The 19,547-nt window shown below is 69.0% G+C and carries 17 protein-coding genes; 8 read left to right on the top strand and 9 right to left on the bottom strand.

The genetic code is table 11. The annotated features are described in order from the left end of the window. Nucleotide 1: 1 nt before the first annotated feature. On the bottom strand, nucleotides 2–904 hold the full coding sequence (locus tag IEV93_RS03570) for a glycosyltransferase family 2 protein (protein WP_188486976.1): 903 nt from the start codon (nucleotides 902–904) through the stop codon (nucleotides 2–4). A gap of 11 nt (nucleotides 905–915) precedes the next feature. Then, the gene (locus IEV93_RS03565) at nucleotides 916–2,943 is read right to left on the bottom strand and encodes an MMPL family transporter (RefSeq protein WP_188490342.1); all 2,028 of its coding nucleotides are present in this window, start codon (nucleotides 2,941–2,943) and stop codon (nucleotides 916–918) included. A gap of 244 nt (nucleotides 2,944–3,187) precedes the next feature. Between IEV93_RS03565 and IEV93_RS03560 the strand changes: the two genes are divergently transcribed. Then, a complete protein-coding gene (locus IEV93_RS03560; protein ID WP_188490341.1) occupies nucleotides 3,188–3,628 on the top strand; it encodes a MarR family winged helix-turn-helix transcriptional regulator in 441 nt (146 codons plus the stop codon). On the opposite strand, the gene IEV93_RS03555 is transcribed toward IEV93_RS03560, so the two are convergent. The 5 genes from IEV93_RS03555 to IEV93_RS03535 all read right to left on the bottom strand — a co-directional run bounded on the left by IEV93_RS03555 (nucleotide 3,620) and on the right by IEV93_RS03535 (nucleotide 8,660). After that, nucleotides 3,620–4,537 (bottom strand): alpha/beta fold hydrolase, encoded by a 918-nt coding sequence (locus IEV93_RS03555; RefSeq protein ID WP_188486974.1) that lies wholly within the window; start codon nucleotides 4,535–4,537, stop codon nucleotides 3,620–3,622. The two genes, IEV93_RS03560 and IEV93_RS03555, sit on opposite strands and share 9 nt — an antisense overlap. 91 nt (nucleotides 4,538–4,628) lie before the next feature. After that, nucleotides 4,629–5,606, bottom strand: a complete 978-nt coding sequence (locus IEV93_RS03550) for an aldo/keto reductase (protein WP_188486972.1) — start codon at nucleotides 5,604–5,606, stop codon at nucleotides 4,629–4,631. A 106-nt stretch (nucleotides 5,607–5,712) separates the two neighbouring features. Then, nucleotides 5,713–6,291, bottom strand: coding sequence for a CsbD family protein (locus IEV93_RS22640; protein WP_188486970.1), 579 nt, complete (start codon nucleotides 6,289–6,291; stop codon nucleotides 5,713–5,715). A gap of 133 nt (nucleotides 6,292–6,424) precedes the next feature. Then, nucleotides 6,425–7,303 (bottom strand): MaoC family dehydratase, encoded by an 879-nt coding sequence (locus IEV93_RS03540; protein ID WP_188486968.1) that lies wholly within the window; start codon nucleotides 7,301–7,303, stop codon nucleotides 6,425–6,427. Nucleotide 7,304: 1 nt separating this feature from the next. Next, nucleotides 7,305–8,660, bottom strand: coding sequence for a 3-oxoacyl-ACP reductase (locus IEV93_RS03535; protein ID WP_188486966.1), 1,356 nt, complete (start codon nucleotides 8,658–8,660; stop codon nucleotides 7,305–7,307). Nucleotides 8,661–8,797: 137 nt separating this feature from the next. Here IEV93_RS03535 and IEV93_RS03530 point away from each other — a divergent pair, with 137 nt between their 5' ends. The 7 genes from IEV93_RS03530 to IEV93_RS03500 all read left to right on the top strand — a co-directional run bounded on the left by IEV93_RS03530 (nucleotide 8,798) and on the right by IEV93_RS03500 (nucleotide 17,780). After that, entirely contained in the window at nucleotides 8,798–10,129 is a 1,332-nt protein-coding gene (locus IEV93_RS03530; RefSeq protein WP_188486964.1) for an acetyl-CoA C-acetyltransferase, read from the top strand. 233 nt (nucleotides 10,130–10,362) lie between these two features. After that, complete coding sequence (locus IEV93_RS03525; protein WP_188486962.1) at nucleotides 10,363–11,241, top strand: siderophore-interacting protein; 879 nt, start codon at nucleotides 10,363–10,365, stop codon at nucleotides 11,239–11,241. 129 nt (nucleotides 11,242–11,370) lie between these two features. Then, nucleotides 11,371–12,312, top strand: a complete 942-nt coding sequence (locus tag IEV93_RS03520) for a FecCD family ABC transporter permease (protein WP_188490340.1) — start codon at nucleotides 11,371–11,373, stop codon at nucleotides 12,310–12,312. A gap of 77 nt (nucleotides 12,313–12,389) precedes the next feature. Beyond that, nucleotides 12,390–13,382 (top strand): FecCD family ABC transporter permease, encoded by a 993-nt coding sequence (locus IEV93_RS03515; protein ID WP_188490339.1) that lies wholly within the window; start codon nucleotides 12,390–12,392, stop codon nucleotides 13,380–13,382. Continuing rightward, nucleotides 13,379–14,236 carry an ABC transporter ATP-binding protein gene (locus IEV93_RS03510; protein WP_188486961.1) on the top strand — a complete coding sequence of 286 codons (858 nt, stop codon included), beginning with the start codon at nucleotides 13,379–13,381 and terminating at the stop codon, nucleotides 14,234–14,236. The genes IEV93_RS03515 and IEV93_RS03510 overlap by 4 nt, the downstream gene beginning before the upstream one ends. Continuing rightward, nucleotides 14,233–15,981: an ABC transporter ATP-binding protein gene (locus IEV93_RS03505; RefSeq protein WP_188486960.1), complete on the top strand. Its 1,749-nt coding sequence runs from the start codon at nucleotides 14,233–14,235 to the stop codon at nucleotides 15,979–15,981. Before IEV93_RS03510 ends, IEV93_RS03505 begins: the two co-directional genes overlap by 4 nt. Beyond that, a complete protein-coding gene (locus IEV93_RS03500; RefSeq protein ID WP_188486959.1) occupies nucleotides 15,981–17,780 on the top strand; it encodes an ABC transporter ATP-binding protein in 1,800 nt (599 codons plus the stop codon). Before IEV93_RS03505 ends, IEV93_RS03500 begins: the two co-directional genes overlap by 1 nt. Nucleotides 17,781–17,808: 28 nt before the next feature. Here IEV93_RS03500 and IEV93_RS03495 read toward each other — a convergent pair whose 3' ends face one another. Then, complete coding sequence (locus IEV93_RS03495) at nucleotides 17,809–18,456, bottom strand: vWA domain-containing protein (RefSeq protein ID WP_188486958.1); 648 nt, start codon at nucleotides 18,454–18,456, stop codon at nucleotides 17,809–17,811. 106 nt (nucleotides 18,457–18,562) lie between these two features. Then, a complete protein-coding gene (locus IEV93_RS03490; protein WP_188486957.1) occupies nucleotides 18,563–19,510 on the bottom strand; it encodes a methionyl-tRNA formyltransferase in 948 nt (315 codons plus the stop codon). Nucleotides 19,511–19,547 lie beyond the last annotated feature (37 nt).

Raw genomic sequence — 19,547 nt, 5'->3', positions numbered from 1 at the left:
GTCAGGCCGTCGGGTAGCGCCCGCGCAGGCGGAGTCGGAGGCCGTGTGCGGTCGATCGGATCGAGATCCGCTCGGCCAGAGGGAATTCCGATGCGTGCGCCGCCACGTCGTCGATGAGCTGTTCCGCGTCGGCGACCTCGTCCGGGGGTGCGCCGGGCCCGGTCAGCGCGGCGTAGGCGCGGTACTCACGACCGAGCGTCGCCCGGCACAGATCCCGGTGGACGTGCGCGGTCGGAGCGTCCGCGGACACGGCCTGCTTGTACGACTCCTGCGATGACGTCTGGGCGGCGTGCCTGCGGTAGGCCACCGACGGGAGTGACGTACGGCCCATCCGGGTCCCGTTGAGCGCCAGTCGCATCCAGAGATCCCAGTCCTCGGCCGGCACGGTTCGATAGCCGCCGGCGTCGAGGATCGCGCTGCGCCGACCGGTGAGCGACGGTTGCATGACCGCGCAGTTCAGCAGCAGCTCGTAGGTGAGCGAGCGTGGGTCGGCGCCGAGCAGGGGCTGCGGTGCGGCGCTGAACCGTCCGGGGCCGATGAACAGCGCGGGCGAGAACACCAGGTCGAGATCGTGTCGGTGCATCAGCGACAGTTGGGACCGGAACCGCCAGGGGAGACTCACGTCGTCGGCGTCCATCCGCGCCACCAACGGGGTCTCGGCCGCGTCGAGCAGGGCGTTGGCGGCACCGGTCACGCCGAGGCGCTTCCCGCCTACGTCGAGGAGGCCGACCCGTCGATCCCGCCGGGCGACGCGGTGCACCACGGCCGCCGTGTCGTCCTCGCTGGCGTCATCGACGACCAGGACCCGCCCGTCGCGGTCGAGTGACCGGGCCACCGACCGGATCGCCTGTTCGACGGTGCGCTCGGCGTTGCGGGCGGGGATCATCACAGTCAGTGCGTCCATCGGCTGCGATGTTAACGAACTGTCGTACCGTTGTCCTGTAGAGCCGTCGAGTCCGCAGGGTGACTCGGCCACCAGATCCGCTCACCGATCAGCGTGAACAGGGCCGGGACCACGACCGTTCGAACCACGAACGTGTCCAACAGGATTCCCAGACCCACGATGATCCCGAGTTGGGTCAGCGTGATGAGCGGCAGGATTCCCAACACACAGAACACCGCGGCCAGCACGATGCCTGCGCTGGTGATGACACCACCGGTCGCGGAGACGGCACGGATCATCGCCGTCCCGATGCGGTGTCCGGCGCTCTCCTCACGCGCGCGGGTGACCAGGAAGATCGTGTAGTCGACGCCGAGTGCGACCAGGAACAGGAACGCGAACAGGACGACGTTGTTGTCCAGGGCGGGGAAGCCGAAGACGTGCTCGCTGACCCAGCTGCCCAGACCCAACGCGGCGACGGTGCTCGACACGGTGACGGCGATGAGGACGAGGGGCGCGAGGACGGCTCGCAGCAACGCGAACAGGACGGCCAGGACGACGGCGAGGATCAACGGGATCAGCAGCAGTCGGTCGTCGCCCGCGGCGTCGCGGGTGTCGAGAGCCTGGGCGTCGCTGCCGCCGACCAGCGCGTCGGCCGAGTCGATGCCGGACAGGGTGGACCGGATGGACTCGATCGTCTCGAACGCGCCGCTCGATGCCGGGGGTGAGGTCAGGACGACGCTCCACCGGGTCTGGCCGGTCTCGGAGGTGCCGGTCTGTCGGACCGATTCGACTCCCGGGGCTCCGGTGATCGCCGCGTCGACCTGACCGGCCACCGCGGTGGACGCGGTCACGGTCGTCGGGTCGGACTGACCGGCGGGGAAGTGCTGGTCGAGCACGTCGAAGCCGACGACCGAATCCGCGCTGACCCGGAACTGCTCGGTCTGCGACAACCCGATCGAGGTACCGAACAGGCCGGCGGCGCAGACGATCAGCAGTGCGAACGCCGCGATCGCCGCCCGGACGGGGTGGCCGACCACGCCGGACGCGACCCGATGCCACACGCCGCGCTCGACGGTGTCGTGATCGGAGTCGGTGCCGGCGCGCGGGATGAACGGCCAGAACAACTTTCGACCGAATAAGCCCAGCGCAGGCGGCAGCACGAACAGGACGAACACCGCCGCGATGAGCAGTCCGACCGCGGCGAAGGCGCCGAGGCTGCGGGTGCTCGGCAGCGCGGCGAGTAGCAGGATGAGCAGGGCGAGGACCACAGTGAGGTTGCTGGCGACGATGGCCGGACCCGCCCGTCGGACCGCTGCGCGCAACGCGTCGCGGTGATCGGGGAAGCGCCGCAACTCTTCTCGATATCGCGAGATCAGCAGCAGCGCGTAGTTGGTACCCGCGCCGAAGACCAGGACACTGGTGATCCCCGACGTCGAACCGTCGAAACTCAGGCCGGTGGCGCTGGCGAGTGCGGTTCCCGCGGAGCTGGCGATGCGGTCGGCGAGACCGACCACGATCAGTGGGACCAGCCACAGGATGGGGGAGCGGTAGGTCGCGATCAGCAGCAGTGCGACGACGAGGGCCGTGACCGCGAGCAGTGTGACGTTGGCGCCGGAGAACGAGTTGGCGATGTCCGCCGCGAACGCGGGGCCGCCGGTGACGTGGGTCTGCAGGTCCGAGGGCAGTCCGGCGTCGGCGGCGTCGCGCAACTCGTCGACGGTGTCGCGCAGGCCGAACCCGCTCAGTGACGAGGAGACGCCGACGGTGGCGAGGGCGGCCTTGTTGTCCGGCGCGACGACGACGGTCGGGCCCTCGGTGGGGTCCTCGCTCGCGGGAAGGGCGCGATCGACGGCGAGCATCCGCGTCCGCGCCTCGTCGATCGCCGAGCGGTCGGTGTCGGTGAGCGCGGCACCGTCCGGTCGGTCGACCACGAGGATGGCCGGGGTGACGTCGGCGTCGGGGAACGCGGCGAGGACGTCGTCGATCTGTGCCGACTGTGCCGAGTCGGGCAGCGACACCGGGGAGTCGTCGCCGGAACCGTTCTCGCCGACGACGGTCATGAACGCGATCGCCAGGATGAGGATCACGAGGCCGATGGCCCACGATCGGCGGCCGCTGACGACGGTGGCAAGGCGATCCCAGGCGGAGGAGGTCGGAGCGTTCGAGTCAGTCCCGCTCGTGCTGTCGTTGCTCGGGTTGTTCACGAATCAGACAATCTCAGAAACTGAACTGTTAAGCAAGTGAGACTTATGTCAGGGTCGTAGGTAGGCTGCCGACGTGGAACGAGCGGAACTCGAGTCGGCGATGGCGGCGGACATGCGTGCCCTGGCGGCCGCGTCCGAGCAGTTGGGTCGGGTCTTCGCGGGCCGGCACGAGCTCGGGGCCAACGATTTCCAGGCCTTGCTGCGGATCATGGTGGCCGACGTCGAGGGAACGCCGTTGACGGTCGGTCGGCTGGGCAGCTCGCTGGGGATGTCGTCGGCGGCCATGACCTACCTCGTCGAGCGCATGATCAGCTCGGGGCACATCCGCCGCGAGCACGATCCGGGCGATCGTCGTCGGGTGATCCTGCGCTACGACGACCACGGTATGGAGGTCGCGCGAGAGTTCTTCGGTCCGCTCGGCGAACTGACCCGTGGTGCGCTCGCCGACGTCGACGAGGCCGATCTCGCGACCGCCCATCGGGTGTTCGGGATCCTGATCGACGCGGTGCGCACGTACGAACAGCGCCTGGCCTCAGGCTGAGGTCGTCGCCTCCGCGCGGCGGACCGTGGCCTCGATCCCGTCGAGCACGACGTCCCAGTGCCGCCGGGCCAGATCGTGGCCCATCCCCGGGATCGTCAACAACTCGGCGCTCGGTATCGCGGCCGCGGTGGCCCGTCCGCCGGACGGGGCGATGACCCGGTCGGCGTCGCCGTGGATCACCAGGGCCGGGATCCGCAGGTCCCGGAGGCCGCGGGTGCGGTCGGCCTCGGCGAAGATCGCCGCGATCTGCCGCCCGGAACCGGTGTCGTCGCCGCCTGATCGGGCCAGCGAGCGCGGCATGATCGTGCGGACGTCGTTCTCGTCGGCCTCGGTCCGGTCGCGGGATCCGATCCGCTCGAACGCAGCGACCATCTCGTCGACCGGGTCGGGTTTCGGGGCCCGCAGCCCGGACAGCAGATAGCGCTTGGACGACTTCCCGTTTCGACGATCACCCGGGCGGCCCATGATCGAGACGAGCGATCGTGTCAGGTCGGGATGCCGGATCGCGGTCTGCTGGGCGATGAACGAGCCCAGCGAGACGCCCACGATGTGGGCGCCGCGGGGTGCGACCGCCCGGATGAGCCCCGCGGTGTCGTCGGCCATGTCCTCGAGTGAGTAGGTCACCGGCGCCGACCGGCGGAGGTACTGCCACGCGGTGGGCGCCGGGCCGGACAGATGTGTCGAACGGCCGACGTCACGGTTGTCGAACCGGATGACGCGGAAGCCGCGGCCGACCAGGTCCTCGCAGAACTCGTCGCGCCACCACAGCATGTCGAGCCCGAGACCCATGATCAGCACGACGGTCGGGTCGCCCTCGGCACCGAAGACCTGGTGGCACAGTCGGATGTCGCCGACGTGCGCGAACTGCTCCGGCGCATCCTTCTGCTCCGCCCGACCCCCGTCAATCATGATCACAGTCTAAACCGGAGGTCCAACAATCGGTTTGAGTTGTCCACACCCCGCCGAGCGTGCCGAAACAACCTACCGACCGTGCCGAAACTCAGCGCTCGATCATCCGCATCTGTGCTTCGTTGTGGTGGTCACCGGCGGCAGGCGGGAGCGAGTCGAGTCGTTCGAGCTGTTCGGCAGACAACGAGATCGCGTCTGCGCCGACGTTCTCCTCGACGCGTGCAATGCGCTTGGTACCCGGGATGGGGACGATGTGTTCACCACGGGACAGCAGCCACGCGAGCGCGACCTGGCCACTCGTCGCACCGACTTCCTCTGCCACGGCCTCGACGACGCCGACGAGCTCGAGGTTGCGGGCGAAGTTCTCGCCGACGAAGCGTGGGTTGTCCGATCGCATGTCGTTCTCGCCGATCTGGTCCGCCGAACGGATCTGGCCGGTCAGGAACCCTCGGCCCAACGGCGAATACGGGACGAAACCGATCCCGAGCTCGGCCAACACGGCCAGGACGCCGTCCTCGGGGTCGCGGGTGAACAACGAGTACTCCGACTGCAATGCACTGATCGGGTGAACGGCGTGGGCGCGGCGGATCGTGGCTGCCGCGGCCTCGGACAACCCGAGGTTGCGCACCTTGCCTGCGGTCACCAGTTCCGCCATGGCGCCGACGGTGTCCTCGATCGGCACGGTCGGGTCGACGCGGTGTTGGTAGAGCAGGTCGATGTGGTCGACGCCGAGGCGACGAAGCGAACCCTCCACCGCGGCCGCCACGTTGGCCGGGCTGCTGTCCAGGCCGGCCTCGTCGCCCTCGGAATGCTTGATCAGTCCGAATTTGGTCGCAAGGACCACCTTGTCGCGGTGACCCTTCAGCGCCTCTCCGACCAGTTCCTCGTTGATGTACGGTCCGTACACCTCGGCCGTGTCGATCAGGGTGACACCGAGATCGATCGCGCGATGGATGGTGCGGATCGATCCGGCGTCGTTGTCGCCGGATCCGCCGTAACCGTGGGACATCCCCATGGCGCCGAGTCCGATTCGTCCTACTTCGAGATCGCCGAGAGTGGTTTTTCGCATACCTCCGTTGTACCGGCCTCCCTCAGACACAAACGCTCCACTTACATCGAAACGCTCCGGTTGCAACCGGAGCGTTTCAACGAAAGTGGAGCGGATTGCGTCGGGGTCAGCGGCGCTTGATCACGATCGCCGCGATGATGCCGGCGATGACCGCCACGATGCCCGCGATGACCGCCGGGTTGGTCGCGGCCTTCTCGACGTCATTGCTGTCGATGCTGCGGATGTTCGACGCGACCTTGTCGGCCACCTCGTTCGCCTTCTTCTCGGCGTTCTGCGCGACGTCCTTGGCCTGGGCCTTCGCGTCGGCGGCGGCGTCCTTGGCCTTGTCTGCGACCTCGTCTGCCTTGACCTTCGCGTCCTGGGCGACGTCCTTCGCCTGCTCCTTGGCGTCCTGCGCGGCGTCTTCGGCCTTGGCTTTGACATCCTTGGCCTGAGCCTTCACGTCAGACGCGACATCTTCGGCCTTGTCCTTCGCCTCGTCGGCGACGTCGGCGGCGGCGTCCTTGGCATCCTCGGCGGCGTCGGAAACCTTGGCGCCGGCCTGCTTGGTCTTGGCGCCGGCCTTGTCGGCGGTGCCCTCGGCCTTGAGGTCGTCGTTGTCGGTGGCGTCACCGACCGCCTTCTTGGCCTCGCCGGCGACTTCCTGCGCCTTGTTCTGTGCCTTGTCGATGAAATCTGCAGCCATGGAACTCACTCCTTCGTGATCGGCCCGACGTCTTCGAGCTCATTGATTGTGTAGTCGTAACGAACAACCTAGATGCACGAACTCCCCGCCGTGACATAGATCACGACGGGGAGTTCATGTCGATCGAGCGCGGTCAGGCGCCGCGCAGGGTGCCGGTCAGGTGCGGGTAGCCCTTGCTGCGGTTGAGAACCGACACGTCATAGCCGTCACCGACCGCGTCGACGTATCCGTTGACCTTGGCGGGCAACAGGATCGGCTTGCCGAACTTCGCCTCGTAGACGACATCGTCGGGCAGGTGCGCCTCGATGCTGCCCAGAATTGCTGCTGCGGTCCACATCCCGTGCGCGATGGCACGGGGGAAACCGAACGCCTTCGCGGTCAGGTTCGCCATGTGGATCGGGTTCCTGTCACCGCTGGCCCCGGCGTAGGCGCGGATGCGCCCCAGGTCGACCGCGAGGGAGACATCCGGTGCCGGCGGACGATGATCCTTCGGCGGCGCGGAACGCTCGCCGTCGGACAGGCTCGTGCGCTGCTGGCTGAGCAGCGTCGAGACCTGCTCGGTCACCAACTCGGTACCCACGCTGATGCGGCTGACCACGTCGACGAGGATGCCCTTGCGGTGCTCGCGCAACTTCTCCGCGTGCGTGGCGATGGACAGCGGCTCACCGATCGAGATCGGGCGCAGCCGGTGGATGCGGTTCTCCAGATGCACCGAACCGACCGCGCCGAACGGAAAAGCCTTGGCGACCATCGTCTGCATCATCAGCGGGAACTGTGCGACGAACGGGAACGTCAGCGGCAGGAACTCACCGAACTGCAGACCGGTGGCCGAGCAGTACGCGCGGACCTGGTCGGCGTCGGTGGTCAGGTTCGACACCGTGTAGGTGGTGTCGGGCAGCGATGCGTCGGGACGCACCGGGCCGCTCTTGCCGATGCCGGGGAGCATTCCCAACACGGCGCTGCGGTAGACGTCCGAGGTCGCGGGGAGGCGCGTGAGCGCGACGGTTGCCATCTCAGGCACCCAGCAGGGCCTGGCCGCACACGCGGACCACGTTGCCGGTCACGGCCGACGACGCCGGGCTCGCGAAGTACGCCACGGTCTCGGCGACGTCGACGGTCTGACCGCCCTGCTGCAGCGAGCTCATCAGGCGGCCCGCCTCACGGGTGGCCAGCGGGATCGCGGCGGTCATGGCGGTCTCGATGAAGCCCGGGGCCACCGCGTTGATGGTGATGCCCTTCTCGGCCAGGATCGGCGCGTAGGCGTCGACCAGCCCGATGACGCCGGCCTTCGAGGTGCCGTAGTTGGTCTGGCCGCGGTTGCCCGCGATGCCGGCGATCGACGAGACGTCGATGACCGCGCCACCGGACTTCAACGCGTCGGCGGCGATGAGGTCGTCGACCAGCTTCTGCGGTGCCAGCAGGTTCACGGCGATGACCGAGTCCCAGCGGGAGGCGTCCATGTTGGCGAGCAGCTTGTCGCGCGTGATGCCCGCGTTGTTGACGATGATGTCGATGCCACCGAAGCGCTCCTTGGCCAGCTCGGCCAGGGTCGCGCCCGCATCGGCGGCGGTGACGTCGACCGGGAACGCGGTCCCCTTGACCTTGTTCGCGGTCTTCGACAGCGCCTCACCGGCGGCGGGGATGTCGGCGACGATGACGTGGGCACCGTCGCGGGCCAGGACCTCGGCGATGGTCGCGCCGATACCGCGTGCGGCACCGGTGACGACGGCGACGCGGCCTTCGAGGGGCTTGTCCCAGTTCGCGGGCGGGGTGGCCTCACCGGTCCCGATGCGGATGACCTGCGCGTCGACGAAGGTCGACTTGGCCGAGAGGACGAAGCGGACGGTCGACTCCAGGCCGGACAGACCGGTCGGGGCGTCGGGGGCGACGTAGACGAGCTGCACGGTGGCGCCCTTGAGCAGCTCCTTGCCCAGCGAGCGGGTGAAGCCCTCGAGTGCGCGCTGCGCGATGCGCTCGTTCGGGTCGGTGATCAGCTCGGGCGTGGTTCCCAGCACCAGGAAGCGTGCGGACGGGGTGACCGACCGCAGCGTCGGTGTGAAGAACTCGTAGAGCTCCTTGAGGTCGGCCGGGGAGGTGATGCCGGTGGCGTCGAGGACCACGGCGCCGAACTTGTCGGCCGACTTGCCGGTGACGTTGTTGTGAATCACCTCATAGTCGGGGGTGTCGAGCAGCTCGCGCAGGGGCTCGATCAGCCGGCCGGACCCGCCGAGCAGGACCGGACCGGTCAGCGCCGGGTCCGACGGCTTGTACCGACGCAGCGGCGGCGGCACGGGCAGACCCGCCTGCTTGGCGATGAACGCGCCCGGAAGAGAATGAACGAATTGCGAGTACAGGCCGGTGTTTGCCACGTCATGACTCCTTGTTGGTTTGGTTTTCCCCACCCCACCCGGCGGTTGCGCATTGGCACCCGGCGGGGTTCGACAAGTAACTTACTCGCGAGTAAGAATACGCTATAGCTTCCATCCGACACCCGGGGAGATCAGCAGTGGCAACAGCAGGAACATCCAAGAGCACTCGAGCCAAGTCCGGCGCCGCCAAGGCGAAGACGGTTCGGCCGGTCGCGATCGTCGGCGGCAACCGAATCCCGTTTGCCCGCCAGGACAAGGCCTACGCCAAGGCCAGCAACCAGGACATGTTCACCGCCACCCTCAACGGCCTCGTGAGCCGTTTCGGTCTGCAGGGTGAGCGTCTGGGCATGGTCGCAGGCGGTGCCGTCCTCAAGCACTCGCGCGACTTCAACCTGATCCGCGAGTCCGTCCTCGGCTCGGCGCTGTCGCCGTACACCCCGGGCATCGACGTCCAGCACGCCTGCGGCACCGGTCTCTCGGCCATCTCGCTCGTCGCCGACGGCATCGCCACCGGCAAGTACGACGCCGGCATCGGCGGTGGCGTCGACACCACCTCCGACGCGCCCATCGGCGTCTCCGAGCCGCTGCGCAAGGCGCTGCTGGAGGTCAACCGGGCCCGCAGCACCGGCGACCGCCTCAAGGCGATCGCCGCACTGCTGCCCAAGATCGGCATCGAGATCCCCAAGAACGGCGAGCCGCGCACCGGCATGTCGATGGGCGACCACGCCGCCATCACGGCCAAGGAGTTCGGCATCAAGCGCGCCGATCAGGACGCGCTCGCCGCGGCCAGCCACCAGAACATGGCCAAGGCGTACGACGCGGGCTTCTTCGACGACCTGATCACGCCGTTCCTGGGCCTGACCCGCGACGAGAACCTGCGTCCGGACAGCTCGGTGGAGAAGCTGGCCAAGCTCAAGCCGGTCTTCGGCGTCGGACTCGGCGACGCGACCATGACCGCGGGCAACTCGACCCCGCTCACCGACGGTGCGTCGGCCGTGCTGCTGTCCAGCGACGAGTGGGCCGCGGAGAAGAACCTCCCGGTGCTCGCGCACCTGGTCGACGTCGAGACCGCCGCGGTCGACTACATCAACGGGCCCGACGGCCTGCTGATGGCGCCCACCTACGCGATCCCGCGTCTGCTCGAGCGCAACGGCCTCACGCTGCAGGACTTCGACTACTACGAGATCCACGAGGCGTTCGCATCGGTCGTGCTCTGCACGCTCGCGGCCTTCGAGTCCGACGAGTACTGCAAGGGACGTCTCGGCCTCGACGCGGCCCTGGGGTCGATCGACCGCGCCAAGCTCAACGTCAACGGCTCGTCCCTCGCGGCCGGGCACCCCTTCGCCGCGACCGGCGGACGCATCGTCGCCCAGACGGCCAAGCAGCTGCACGCCAACGGTGGCGGCCGCGCATTGATCTCGATCTGCGCCGCCGGCGGCCAGGGCGTCACCGCCATCGTCGAGGCCTGATCACCCGTCGGTGACCGTGACCTGCGCGGAGTGACTTCCGAGGGGTTTGCGCAGGTCACGGCACCGGCGAAACAATTTCAGAGAAATGTGTAACGCCTGACGGGCGTCACTCGATATCCAAGACAGCTTCGGCTGAGCTGCCAGACCCCCGACCCGGCAGCTCGGTCGAAGCTTTTTAATGCCCGGGTTCGCCCGCCGACCGGTCGCCGAGATACTTAGGCTAGCCTACGTTCATGGGAACCGTGTTCGGAGCCGTCGTGGCCATCACCGACCTGACCCCACGCCTGCGTCGCGTCGTGTTCGACGTGCCGGATCTCGCGGATCTGGGTCTGCCCGATGCCGGCGACGACGCGGTCGGGATCTACTTCCCGTCCGACGGGCGCAACTGCCCGCCCGCGATGGAGCAGCGTGACGGCGTGTGGGCCTACTTCGATGTCGACACCGCCCCGCCCGGCCGGAACTACACCGTGCGACTGCGCGGACCCGGCCCCCGACAGATCACCGTCGACTTCGTCGTGCACGAACGCGGGGTGGCCAGCGACTGGGTGCGGTCGGTCGAGCGCGGCGATCAGGTCGTGCTGGCGCACGCACGGAGTTGGTACCGGCCCCCGGCCGACACCGACTGGCAACTGCTGGTCGCCGACCTCTCGGGTCTGCCCGCCCTCGCCCGGATCCTCGACGAACTGCCCGCGGGAACCCGTGCGACGGCCATAGTCGAGGTGGGGGACGACTCCGATCTGGCCTATCTCCCCCGCCGCGAGGGCGTCGAGCTGGTGACGTCGGTGGGCACCGGCAACGGATACGCGCAGAGTGCGCTCACCGCCCTGGTCGGCGATGTCGTCCATCCCGAGGGCCGCGGCTACTGCTGGTTCGCCGGTGAGGCGTTGCCGTCGCGGCAGATCCGCAAGAACCTCCGCTCGCAGTACGGGTTCACCCCCGCGCAGTTCGACATCATCGGCTACTGGCGCTTCGACTCCGAGACCTGGGACCGCAAGTTCGAGTCGATGAGCGACGAGCTGGTCGCGGTCTATGAGCGCGCACTCGCCGACGGCAAGGGCGACAAGGTCGCCTCGGAGGAATTCGACCTCGCGCTCGAGCGCGCGGGTCTCTAGGCGACGAGCGTGGTGTCGACCCTGGGTCCGTCCGACCTCGCTGCCCCCGCACCCGCGGGCGGCGCACCGGCCGACCTCGGGCGACGCCGATGGGCGGGCTTGTTCGTGGCTGCCACGGTCCTGGTCGTGATGTGCGTGCTCAGTCTCGCCATTGGCACCGAGTCCGTCGGTCTCGGCACGGTGTGGCGAGCCCTGACGAACTACACCGACACCGGCAACGAGTGGATCGTGCACGATCTGCGGATCCCCCGCACCGTCCTGGGCATCGTCGTGGGCCTCGCCCTCGGACTGTGCGGAGCGCTCATCCAGGGCGTCACCCGTAACCCGCTCGCCGACACCCAGATCCTCGGCATCAACTCCGGCGCGAGCCTGTTCGTGGTGTCGGCGATCGCGTTCGGTGGACTGACCTCGGTGATGTCCTACATCTGGTTCGCCTTCCTCGGCGCCCTGGTGTCGATGGTGTTCGTCTTCCTCGTCGGCATGACCGGCCGCGCCGAGGCCACCCCGGTGCGGGTGCTGCTCGCCGGCGTCGCCATCGGCGCCGTGATGGACGGCGTGGGGTACACGATCCGGCTGCGCAACCCCCGCGCCTTCGACCAACTGCGGTTCTGGGACGCCGGTGCCTTCGACGGCCGCCCGATGTCGGTGGTCTGGGTGATCCTGCCGTTCGTCGTCGTCGGGGTGGTGCTGTCGATCTTCGTCAGCCGGTCCCTCAACGCCGTCGCGCTGGGCGACGACCTCGCCGCCGCGATGGGCGGCAACGTCAGACGCACCCGTGTCCTCGGACTCGTGGCCGTGACACTGCTCGCGGGCTCGGCCACCGCCGCGGCCGGGCCGATCGGGTTCGTCGGCCTGATGGTGCCGCACGCCGTCCGGTGGTTCACCGGCCCGGATTGGCGCTGGATCTGCGCCTACTGCGTCTTCGCGGCGCCCTCGCTCATGCTCGCCGCCGACATCGTCGGTCGCGTCATCATCCCCCCGGGCGAACTCCCGGTCGGCATCGTCACCGCGTTCGTCGGTGCGCCCGTGCTGATCTGGCTCATCCGCCGCTCGAATGCGACAGGCCTGTGACCGCGCCCGAGAAAAGCCCGCCTCCCGTCGATTTCGGCTCGCGCCAATTCGTGCTCCGTCGCGGACCGCGGGTGTCGATGCGGGCGTCGTGGCGCACCATCACCGTCCTGTCCGTCCTCGGCGTCGGCGCACTGGTGCTGGCGGTCTTCGCCCTCGGTGTCGGTGAGTACCCGGTCTCGCCCGCGGGCGTGGTCGAGGTGTTGACCGGTCAGAACCACAGCTTCGACGAGGTCGTCGTCCTGGACTACCGGATGCCGCGAATCCTGCTCGCGCTGGTCATCGGTGCGGCCCTGGGCATCTCGGGTGCGATCTTCCAGGCGCTCACCCGCAACCCCCTGGGCAGTCCCGACGTCATCGGGTTCGAGATCGGCGCCTACACCGGCGCCCTGGTGGCCATCGGCATGCTCGGCGGCAGCTACTACACGACCGCGGCCGGGGCGATGATCGGAGGACTGATCACCGCGGCCGTCGTCTACTCGCTGGCCTACAAGAACGGCGTCGCGGGGTTCCGTCTCATCGTGGTGGGCATCGCGGTCGGCGCCGTGCTGAGCTCGGTGAACCAGTGGATCATCATCAAGATCAAACTGCAGCAGGCGATCACGGCGTCGATCTGGCAGCAGGGGTCGCTCAACGGGCTCGAGTGGGGGCAGCTGTACCCGGTCCTGGTGTGCGTCGCGATCGCTCTGGTCGCGCTCGTCGCCATCGGCCCGCAGCTGCCGATCCTGCAGATGGGCGACGACGCGGCGGGCGCCCTTGGCGTCCGACCCGAACGGGCCCGCATCGCGTACTTCGTCGTCGGGGTGATCCTGGTGGCCGTCGCGACCGCGGCCGCCGGCCCGATCGCCTTCGTCGCGCTGGCCGCACCGCAGCTGGCCCGACGACTGACCGGCGCACCCGGGGTCGGCATGGTCTCCTCAGCCGTGATGGGGGCGTTCCTGCTGTTGTTCAGCGACCTGATCGCACAGAAGATCGTCGCGCCCGCGCAGCTCCCGGTGGGAGCGGTGACGGTGTCGGTGGGCGGCCTCTACCTCATCTGGCTGCTGGTCGTACAAGCCAGGAGAGGTCGATGACACAGGAGAAGTCGATGACACAGAACTCGTTGGGCGCACGCGATCTCACGCTCGGTTACGGCGGAACCGCCATCGTCGACTCGCTGAGCGTCGACATCCCCGCCGGCGCGATCACCGCGATCGTCGGCCCCAACGCCTGCGGCAAGTCGACGCTGCTGCGCGGGCTCGCCCGCCTGCTCAAGCCGACCGCCGGACACGTCATCCTCGACGGCGCCGACATCACCTCCCTCAAGACCAAGGAGGTCGCGCGTCGGCTCGGACTGCTCCCGCAGTCGTCGATCGCGCCCGAGGGCATCACCGTCGCCGACCTCGTCGCCCGTGGACGCTTCCCGCACCAGAAGGTCATGCGGCAGTACTCCCGCGACGACCAGCGCGCGGTGGCGCAGGCCATGGAGGCCACCGGCGTCACGTCCATCGCGGGCCGTCCGGTCGACGAGCTGTCCGGCGGCCAGCGCCAACGCGTCTGGGTGGCCATGGTGCTGGCGCAGCAGACGCCGCTGATCCTGCTCGACGAGCCGACGACGTTCCTCGACATCGCCCATCAGATCGAACTGCTCGACCTGTTCGCCGAGCTCAACGCCGAGCAGGACCGCACCATCGTCGCCGTGCTGCACGACCTCAACCACGCGTGCCGCTTCGCCGACCACATCATCGCCATGAAAGCGGGATCGATCGTCGCGCAAGGTAATCCGGCCGATGTCATCACCGCCGAGCTCGTGGAGGACGTCTACGGGCTGCGGTGCCAGATCATCGACGACCCGGAGACCGACACCCCGCTGGTGATCCCGCGCGCCTCGCGGACCGCCCGCGCCCGGCGGGACCTCTCGTCCGTCCCCGACGTGCGCGAGGCATGAGCGCCGCGGATGTGAGCGGTGCTGCGCAGACCCGTCCGCCCACCGTGCTGACCGGCTCGCGCATCCTGCTGCTCGGGATGGCGCGCAACCGACGATGGCTGACCACCGGCTCCCTGCTGTACGGCCTGCACCAGATCACGCAGGTGCTCGTGCCCGTCGTCATCGGGGTCGTCATCGACCAGGCGGTCAGCACCGGCGACCTCGGTGCACTCGTCGTGTGGATCGCGGTGTTGTTCGGCCTGTTCATGGCGCTGACGCTCACCTGGCGGTTCGGCGCGCGAATCCTCACCTGGGCCGAGGCGGGGGAGGGCTGCACCCTGCGGGTCGAGGTCGCCGCGAAGATCCTGTCGCCGAGGGGCGTTCGCACCGACCTGCGGTCGGGTGAGCTGCTGACCATCTCGAGCAGCGACGCCGACAACACCTCCTACATGCTCGACTACATCCCGCGGATCGTCGAGGCCGTCACCGCCACCCTGGCGTGTGCCGTCGCTCTGATGATCATCAACGTGCCGCTCGGGCTGGGCGTCCTGGTGGGCACGCCCGTCGTGCTCGCCGTCCTGCACCTGAGCGCACCGCTGATCACCCGGCGCGTGCAGGACCAGCAGGAGACGGTGGGTCGGGCCACCGCGGTGGCCACCGATCTCGTCGCCGGGTTGCGTCCACTGCGCGGGATCGGCGCGCAACAGGCTGCTGCGCAACGCTACCGGGACATCAGTCAGACCTCGCTGCAGGCGACGCTGCGCGCGGCGCGGACCCAGCGCGGGTTCGCAGGCGTCTCGGCGACCATCAGCAACCTGCTGTCCGCGGGCATCGCGATCGCGTCCGGCTGGCTCGCGCTCGACGGTCACATCAGCATCGGACAGTTCGTCACCGTCATCGGACTGGCGCAGTTCCTCATCGAGCCGCTCACCCAGCTGACGGTCGTCCCGAGCTGGGTGGCCGAGGCGCGGGCGTCGGCCAACCGGCTGTCGTTGGTGTTCGCGGCGCCGTCGCTGCTGCCCGACGGCGACCGCGACCCGGGTGAGCCGCCCTACGGACTACAGGTGACGGGGCTGGGCTACGGCTCCCTCGACGGCGTCGACCTGACCGTCGAGCCCGGTGAGTTGCTCGGGGTGGTCGCACCGAAATCGGCCGACGCCGAGGCGCTCGTCGCGGTCCTGTCCGGTCGGGTCCCGCCGGAGGAGTACCGCGGGACCGTGCGGCTCGGGGCGAACCACCTCCATGAGATCGAACACCGACAGGCGCGCGAGGCCATGGTCGTCGAACCGCACATCACCGACATCTTCACCGGCACCCTCGGGTCCAACATCACCGCGGGTGCACCGGATCCTGACCCCGAACTCATCACCGACGCCCTGCGCTCCTCGGCGGCCACCGACGTGGTGACGATGCACGACGCCGGCCTCGACGCCCCGGTCACCGAGCGCGGATCGAGCCTGTCCGGCGGACAACGCCAACGGGTCGCACTGGCGCGGGCGCTGCTCGTCGAGCCGTCGGTCCTGGTGCTGCACGACCCGACCACCGCCATCGACTCGGTCACCGAGAAGACCGTGGCCGACGGGATCACCGCGATGCGACACCGCGGCGAGACCGGGTTCACCACCGTCCTGGTCACCAGCAGCCCCACCCTGCTGGCCGGCGTCGACCGGGTCGTGGTGCTGGGCAGCGACGGGGTGGTCGCCGCGGGCTCGCACGCCGAACTGAGCGAGACCGACGACGACTACCGCCGGGCGGTGCTGCGCTGATGGCCGGTCGCTCGACGGCGGCGACCGACGATCTCGCCGACGCCCCCGACACCCTCCTGCCGATCGCGACCGCGCGGGACTCCTGGCGTTGGCTGCGAGCCGAGCTGCGCCGCAACGTCGGTGCGACCACCGCCATGCTGCTGGTCGGGATCGTCGCGGCCGGTGCGTCGGTGCTGCCGACCTACGTCTTCGCCGAACTGATCGACCGCGTCCGCGACCGCGATCCGGTCTCGTCGATCACCGTCATCGCGGTGGTCATCGTCGTTGCCGCCGTCGTCGGCGGCGTGACCACCGGGGTGTCGACGTACCTGGTCAGCAAGCTGGGCGAGACGTTGCTGGCGCGTCTGCGCGAACGCGTGGTCGAGCGGTCGTTGACGCTGCCGACCACGACGGTCGAGCGCGCGGGCAAGGGAGACCTGTTGTCGCGCATCGGCGACGACGTCAACACCATCGGCCGCGCGGTGACCGACGTCCTACCGACGATGATCACGTCGATGCTGATGGCGGTGCTCGGCATCGCGGCCATGACCGGCCTGGACTGGCGACTCGGGCTCGCCGGACTGCTCGCCGCGCCGCTCTACATCGTCAGTCTCCGGTGGTACCTCACCCGGTCGGCGCCGCGATACGCGCTGCAGCGCAGGGCGGTCGCCACCCGCTCGCAGAAGCTGATGGAGGCCATGGTCGGCGCACGGACCGTGCACGCCTACGGACTCGAGGACCGGCATCTCGGTGAGATCGACGCCGCCGCCGTCCGGGCGCGTGACATCTCCATCGGGATCGTCACGCTGTTCACCCGATTCGTGGGGCGCACCAACCGTGCCGAGTTCGTCGGGTTGTCCGCCGTTCTCATCACCGGCTTCTTCCTGGTCCGCGCCGATCTGGTCAGCGTCGGCGCGGCCACCGCGGCCGCCCTGCTGTTCCATCGACTCTTCTTCCCGATCGCCACCATCCTGCACAGCTTCGACGAGGTGCAGTCCGCCGGCGCGAGCCTGGCGCGTCTGGTCGGCGTGGTCGACATCCCCGACGAGGCCACAAGGCCGACCACGGTGCTCGCCGAACCGACAGACACGTCGCTGGAGCTGACCGACATCGAGTTCGGGTACACCCCCGGGCACCCGGTGCTGCACGGGGTGAGCATCCGGATCGCGCCCGGCGAGCGGGTGGCCCTGGTCGGATCGACCGGCGCAGGCAAGACGACGCTCGCGGCGATCGCGGCCGGTCAGTACGCGCCGACGCACGGATCGGCGCGGATCGGTGGCGTGTCGGTCGCCGATCTCACCGTCGATCAGCTCCGACGCCAGGTCACCATCGTGAGCCAGGAGGTGCACGTCTTCGCGGGACCGCTCGTCGACGACGTACGACTGGCCCAGCCGTCGGCCGGTCGGGACGAGGTCCGCGCCGCCCTCGACGTGGTCGGTGCCCTCGAGTGGGTCGACGCCCTGCCCGACGGAATGGACACCGTCGTCGGCGAACTCGGTCGGGAACTGACCGCGGCGGCGGCGCAGCAGCTCGCCCTGGCCCGGCTGGTCCTGGCTGACCCCGCGGTCGCCGTCCTGGACGAGGCGACGGCGGAGGCGGGCAGCCTGGGTGCGCGCGGCCTGGAGCAGGCCGCGGCGGCCGCCACCCGCGGCCGCACCACTCTCGTTGTTGCACATCGGCTCACGCAGGCGGCCGCCGCGGACCGGATCGTGGTGCTCGAGCACGGCCGCGTCGTCGAGATCGGGACGCACGACGATCTCGCCGCCGCCGGCGGCCGCTATGCGCAGCTGTGGGACGCCTGGACCGCACGCTCAGTCTGATGCCCCGGAGCGGACCCGACCGACCGGGTCACCGCCCGCTCGAGCGCTCCCGTTCGAGCGGGGTGAACCCGTCCGCGGGCGGCTCGCCGGCGAGCCGCTTCGACCGCTTGCGACCCTGGTATCCCGACACCGACTCGAACGCCGCGGACACGCCCATCGGTGACGACTCGTAGGTCATGGACTTCTCCCGTTTGAACCCGAGATCGGCCCCCACCTCGACGGCGTCGATGTTCGAACCGAGGAACACGAAGTCCCAGTCGTAGCGCGTCTCCTGCTGCGTGATCAGTTCGCGCACAGCGGTGTTCGACCACTCCCGGCTGGAGTTCTCGTGACCGTCGGTCATCACCAGGATGGTCACCGAACCCGGACGCTCGTGCTCCGGTTTCGCGGCCAGGTCGGTGCCGACGTCGGTGATGAGCTTCGCGATCGCGTCGTACAGCGCCGTCATCGCACGCGGCTCGAGGACCAGCGGCGGCACCTCCGCGATGGGTGTGGCCGAGTAGACGAGTTCGTACCGGTCGTCGAACTGCGCGAGCGTCACGACCGTCTCGCCCTCGGCCGCACGCTCCTTCGCGATGAACGCGTCGAAACCGCCGCGGGTGTCGTCGGCGATGGACTGCATGGAGCCGGAACGGTCGAGCAGGGCGGCGACGAGGGAAAGCTGTGGATCGGTCATGTGCACTCCAGAGAACGAGTCGCCGGGGCGACGCGGACGAACGTGATGGAGCGAACCGTACAAGTGACCACCGACAACCGGCCTCGGTGTGCGCGCCGGCGGTGTCTCAGCGGGGTGTGTTCGTCAGATATCCGCCGCCGCGGGTGAAGTAGTCGAGCGCGGCGTGCTCGACGCCGTCGTCGGTGCGCAGGCGGTCGATGACGAGACCGTGCGAGCCACCGCGGTACGCCTCGCTGCCCGCGACGATGACCATGCCGTCGTCCTCGGCGATGAACACCCGGCCGGGCGTCCCGCCGTAGATGCTGCGCGAGAGGTGCGCGCCGGTGATGCGGAGCCGCTCACCGTGAAAGTACGTGTAGGCGTTGGGATACGGGTCCTGCAGCGCCCGCACGAACCGCTCGATCTCGCCGGCGGGCTTGGTCCAGTCGACCAGGCTGTCGATGTCGGCGCGCTTGTGGAAGAAGGTGCGTCGGCTCAGATCCTGCGGTGTCAGCTCGGCGGTCCCGAACTCGATGGCGTCGAGCGCCTCGATGAGCACCTCGGGGATGAGGTCGATGGTCGCCTGGACCAGACCGGTGCCGGTCGAGGTGTCGGTGATCGGCACGGAACGCTGGGTGATGATGCCGCCGGTGTCGAGATCGTCGTCCATCATGTGGGCGGTCAGACCGGTCTGCGACGCACCGCTGATGAGCGCCCAGATGACCGGCGAGAACCCGGTGAACTCGGGCAGCAGGGAGTCGTGCAGGTTCAGCGTGCCGTGCTCGGGGATGGTGAACAGTTCCGGGGGGAGCCAGGTCCGCCAGTTGTTGGCCACCATCACGTCGGGCGCGATGTCGCGGACTGCGGCGATCAGCCCATCGGTGGGTCGCTTGGCGAGGTGGACGTCGATCCCCTCGCTGCGGGCGAGGTCCTCCACCGAGTCGGCCCAGATCGATTCGTAGGAGTGCTCACTCGGCGGGTGGGTCACCACGAGCTCGACCTGATGACGTGACTTGACCAACGCCTCCAGGGTCTTGTGTCCCCAGGTCTGATAGCCCAGCATCACGACGCGCACAGTCACCCCTTGCCTGGCCCCCGATTTGGTTAGCCTA

It is taken from the genome of Williamsia phyllosphaerae, assembly GCF_014635305.1.
GTDB classification, from domain to species: domain Bacteria; phylum Actinomycetota; class Actinomycetes; order Mycobacteriales; family Mycobacteriaceae; genus Williamsia_A; species Williamsia_A phyllosphaerae.
Note: the sequence above shows the minus strand (reverse complement) of the source record. Positions and strands in the feature narration are given on the sequence as shown.

Bases quoted from the DNA above. Each gene is read 5' to 3' on its own strand.
- IEV93_RS03570 (WP_188486976.1), bottom strand. From the start codon at position 904: ATGGACGCACTGACTGTGATGATCCCCGCCCGCAACGCCGAGCGCACC.
- IEV93_RS03540 (WP_188486968.1), bottom strand. From the start codon at position 7,303: ATGGCAACCGTCGCGCTCACGCGCCTCCCCGCGACCTCGGACGTCTAC.
- IEV93_RS03495 (WP_188486958.1), bottom strand. From the start codon at position 18,456: ATGACCGATCCACAGCTTTCCCTCGTCGCCGCCCTGCTCGACCGTTCC.
- IEV93_RS03560 (WP_188490341.1), top strand. From the start codon at position 3,188: ATGGCGGCGGACATGCGTGCCCTGGCGGCCGCGTCCGAGCAGTTGGGT.
- IEV93_RS03520 (WP_188490340.1), top strand. From the start codon at position 11,371: ATGTGCGTGCTCAGTCTCGCCATTGGCACCGAGTCCGTCGGTCTCGGC.
- IEV93_RS03565 (WP_188490342.1), bottom strand. From the start codon at position 2,943: ATGACCGTCGTCGGCGAGAACGGTTCCGGCGACGACTCCCCGGTGTCG.
- IEV93_RS03500 (WP_188486959.1), top strand. From the start codon at position 15,981: ATGGCCGGTCGCTCGACGGCGGCGACCGACGATCTCGCCGACGCCCCC.
- IEV93_RS22640 (WP_188486970.1), bottom strand. From the start codon at position 6,291: ATGGCTGCAGATTTCATCGACAAGGCACAGAACAAGGCGCAGGAAGTC.
- IEV93_RS03555 (WP_188486974.1), bottom strand. From the start codon at position 4,537: ATGATTGACGGGGGTCGGGCGGAGCAGAAGGATGCGCCGGAGCAGTTC.
- IEV93_RS03525 (WP_188486962.1), top strand. From the start codon at position 10,363: ATGGGAACCGTGTTCGGAGCCGTCGTGGCCATCACCGACCTGACCCCA.
- IEV93_RS03510 (WP_188486961.1), top strand. From the start codon at position 13,379: ATGACACAGGAGAAGTCGATGACACAGAACTCGTTGGGCGCACGCGAT.
- IEV93_RS03515 (WP_188490339.1), top strand. From the start codon at position 12,390: ATGCGGGCGTCGTGGCGCACCATCACCGTCCTGTCCGTCCTCGGCGTC.
- IEV93_RS03550 (WP_188486972.1), bottom strand. From the start codon at position 5,606: ATGCGAAAAACCACTCTCGGCGATCTCGAAGTAGGACGAATCGGACTC.
- IEV93_RS03505 (WP_188486960.1), top strand. From the start codon at position 14,233: ATGAGCGCCGCGGATGTGAGCGGTGCTGCGCAGACCCGTCCGCCCACC.